The sequence below is a fragment of the Levilactobacillus cerevisiae genome (genome assembly GCF_003946245.1).
Classification (GTDB): Bacteria; Bacillota; Bacilli; order Lactobacillales; family Lactobacillaceae; genus Levilactobacillus; species Levilactobacillus cerevisiae.
The window spans coordinates 1-3,680 of record NZ_RHNN01000063.1; the positions used below are offsets into that span (position 1 = coordinate 1).

The window sequence follows — 3,680 nt, forward strand, 5'->3', positions numbered from 1 at the left end:
GCGTTGACTACCTTTATCAAACTAACCAAGCGAACTTTTCTAAGATTCCGGGGATGCCGATTGCTTATTGGGCTAGTAAAAATTTACTGCACGACTTTGAAGTTGGCACTCGAATGGATGAGTTGGTGGATGCAAGGCAAGGCTTGGCAACTGCTGATAATAATCGGTTTTTACGGCTTTGGTATGAGGTGCCTACCAATAATATAAGCTTTCATTCCACTTCTATAGAGGATTCTATTACATCGCAAAAAAAGTGGTTTCCATGTAATAAAGGCGGATCCTACCGAAAATGGTACGGAAATTACGATTATCTTGTGAACTGGGAAAATGATGGCGAAGAAGTTAGGCACTTCACAGATGAAAAGGGCAAGGTCCGTTCGCGGCCCCAAAACACTGATTATTACTTTCGTGAAGCGATAACTTGGTCGGATATTACTAGCGGAAATTTTTCGCTCAGATATCGTAGTTTGGGAAGCATACCTGACCACAAAGGAATGTCAGCATTTTCGAAAAATCATAATTTATTAATCATGATTTTAGCACTGCTTAACACTCCTGTTGGGGACTACATTTTCAAAATGCTAAATCCCACGGTTTCCCTTGAAATTGGTAATTTTAAGTCTTTTCCAGTTCTTGTGGATGATAGAACTGAATTGCAAAGTGATAAATTATCTGGGAAACAAGTAACCCTTTCCAAGGATGATTGGGACTCATTCGAAACATCCTGGGACTTCACCCGCCATCCACTCCTAACTCACATCGCTGACGATAAGCGAAATGAGGTTGATGGAAAGCTGAAGAATGCATTTAGCTTGTGGCAAGATGAAGCACAAGAACGGTTTGATCAGTTGAAATCTAATGAGGAAGAACTGAATCGAATTTTCATTGATCTCTATGGCTTAAATGATGAGCTGACGCCAGAAGTGGCGGATAAGGACGTATCAGTGCGCTTGGCTGATGAGGTGCGGGATATCAAATCTTTTCTGTCGTACTTTGTTGGGATTGTTTTGGGACGTTATTCGCTTGATGTTGAAGGGTTGGCATTTGCCGGTGGCGAATGGGATCAGGCCAAATACCAGTCCTTTGTGCCAAACGAAGACAATTTACTCTTGTTAAATGATGCTGATTATTTCGGCGATTCACGGGACATCATTAATCGCTTGAAAGCCTTTTTAACGGCTACTTTCGGTGCAGATTCCGTTGATGAAAATATCAGCTACATTGCGTCTGTTGTTGGTAAGAAGGCCGATTCCAATGAAGATGCTATCCGGCGTTACTTTGTGGAGGATTTCTTTAAGGATCACAAGAAGATCTACCAGAAGCGGCCGATTTATTGGGAATTCTCTAGTGGTAAGAACAACGGGTTCAAGGCTTTGATGTACTTACATCGATATGAACCCAATGAGTTGGCGATGGTCCGAACGAATTATCTCCATCCCTTGCAAGGCCAATATGAACTCAGAATTGACCAGCTAACGCAATTGGCAAGTAACGAGACAGTTGCTAGTCAAAAGAAGCGTTTTGAGAAGGACCTCAAGCATCTAGGACAACAGCTCAATGAAATCAGGAAGTATGATCCGTTAATTCAGCATATTGCGAACCAACAGATTGCATTGGATCTTGATGATGGCGTAGTTGTGAACTACGAAAAATTACAAGATGGTAGTCAAATTTTATCTAAATTGAAGTAGTCAAAGAGGGCCTCTCAATGCCGAGAGGCCTTCTTTGTGCCAAGTTATGTGCCAACTATTTCTCTCTGTTTTCGAGGATCGAAATAATCTTATCTTGGTCTTGAGATTCAAGCTCTTTAATGATGTGCAAATAGGTAGATTGCGTTGTGGTGATGTTACTGTGACCTAATCGCCGGGAAACTGAAAGGACGCTAACTCCTTTGTACAAAAGGATTGAGGCATGTGTATGCCGTAATCCATGAAAAGTGATTCTGGGAATACCAAGTGTAGCAAGTTTCTCTGTCAGGAGGTTGTTAATCTCGGCACTCACGAAAATATGGCCATGAGCATTCATAAAGATTGGCTGATTGAGACTTAGTGAATGACTTTCTTCAAAGCTACTTAGTTTCTGAACGGTTTGACGGTCAATGGTAATTTCGCGGTTTGAGGAGTGGGTTTTGGTCTTCATAAAACCAGTCTTGTACTTGTAGTCCCACGCCTTATTCACGTTGATGACGTGCCTATCTAAATCAATGTCATTTGCTGTTAGACCAACGATTTCGCCGTACCGCATACCAGTGACGGCAGCTAGATAGATAATCATTTCACCAATCTGAGACGTATCAAGGTTGGCTAATAGTTTTGTCCAATCGTCATAGTTTAAAGTCTTAGCAATTTTAGGCCGTTCGTGCCCGGTAATAACGGCTTTGCGAGTCGGATCCGTTGTGATGATTTTCTCATCCAAGGCCTCGAGAATGCAGGCTCGCAGCTGTTTGTGGAAGCAAGAAACAGTCCGGCGGGCGTGGGTTTCGGCGAATTGATTCAGTCGCTCCTGATAAACCAACTTGGTTAAGTCCTTTAGTTTAAGATCACCAAAGAGTTCAATGGCATGTTTCGCCGTATTTTCGTACTTGTTAAAGGTGATTGCTGTCACGGCATTCTGCTTGTAAACCTTAATCCACCGCTGATAGTAAGAGACAAAAGATTCACTGCCTGACCTGACAGTCGTTAAGTTGGGATGCTCGGTTTGAACCTTACTGGCAGCAAGAATTGCCTCTGACTTCAATAGAAATCCGGATTTACGAAGCTTCTTGTACTTACCATCCCGGTCCTTATAGGAGATTTCATACTGCCATGCGTTACCACGTTTTCGATAGCTAACCATATATTTTTCCTCCGTTTATCTTTAGTTGGCACAAGTTTGTCACAGTTGCGCTTGTTAGCCAACGGGAGAACGACAGTGTGATAGGTTATCGTCAGCGATGTGAGTTAGGAGTGGATGGCGGTTGAAGTCCCAGGATGTTTCGAATGAGTTCCAATCTTTTTTACCAACTGTCATACAAGTCTTCGCCGCATCAGGACTGAAAGGATGAACTTTTAGAACTGGGAAATTAACAAAATTTCCAGTTTTTAAATGAATAGTCGGATTTAAGACGTCAAAAATATAGCCTGCAACTTTAGAATTTAACAACGAAAGAAGATAATTTAAGTCTACATTCTTGTGATATGCAGACATACCGGCTGTTTCTGGAATGAACCCAGTATCAATTAGTCGTGCACCAAATTCGCCGCTAGTAATATCCGACCAAGTTATCGCTTCACGAAAGTAATAATCGGTGTTTTGTGGCCGCGAACGGACCTTGCCTTTTTCATCCGTAAAATGTCTAACTTCTGCACCATTATTTTCCCAGTTCACAACATAATCATAATTTCCGTACCACTTCCGGTAGGATCCACCTTTATTGCAGGGAAACCATTTCGCTTTTGAATCAATAGTATTAGAAATTGATTTGGCATGAAAGTCTATATTTTTTAATGGAACTTCAAACCAGAGTCGTAGAAAAAGATTATTATTTCCTGTCTGTAAGCCCACTTTAGCATCAACCACTTTATCCATACTTGTTCCTACGACAAAATCATGCAACAAATTCTCACTAGCCCAATAAGCAATCGGCATCCCCGGAATCTTAGAAAAGTTCGCTTGGTTAGTTCGATAAAGGTAGTCAATGT

At 41.6% G+C, this 3,680-nt stretch carries 2 protein-coding genes and 1 pseudogene; 1 reads left to right on the forward strand and 2 read right to left on the reverse strand.

The window, feature by feature from the left end; translation table 11 throughout:
* On the forward strand, positions 1-1,691 hold a 1,691-nt coding region (gene pglX / locus EKM99_RS15475; RefSeq protein ID WP_125584196.1), incomplete at its 5' end, for a BREX-1 system adenine-specific DNA-methyltransferase PglX.
* Positions 1,692-1,746: 55 nt separating this feature from the next.
* Here the strand turns inward: pglX and EKM99_RS15480 are convergent.
* On the reverse strand, positions 1,747-2,835 hold the full coding sequence (locus EKM99_RS15480) for a tyrosine-type recombinase/integrase (protein WP_125584197.1): 1,089 nt from the start codon (positions 2,833-2,835) through the stop codon (positions 1,747-1,749).
* Between the two features lie 54 nt (positions 2,836-2,889).
* Positions 2,890-3,680: pseudogene (locus tag EKM99_RS15910) on the reverse strand (BREX-1 system adenine-specific DNA-methyltransferase PglX); the annotation flags it as partial.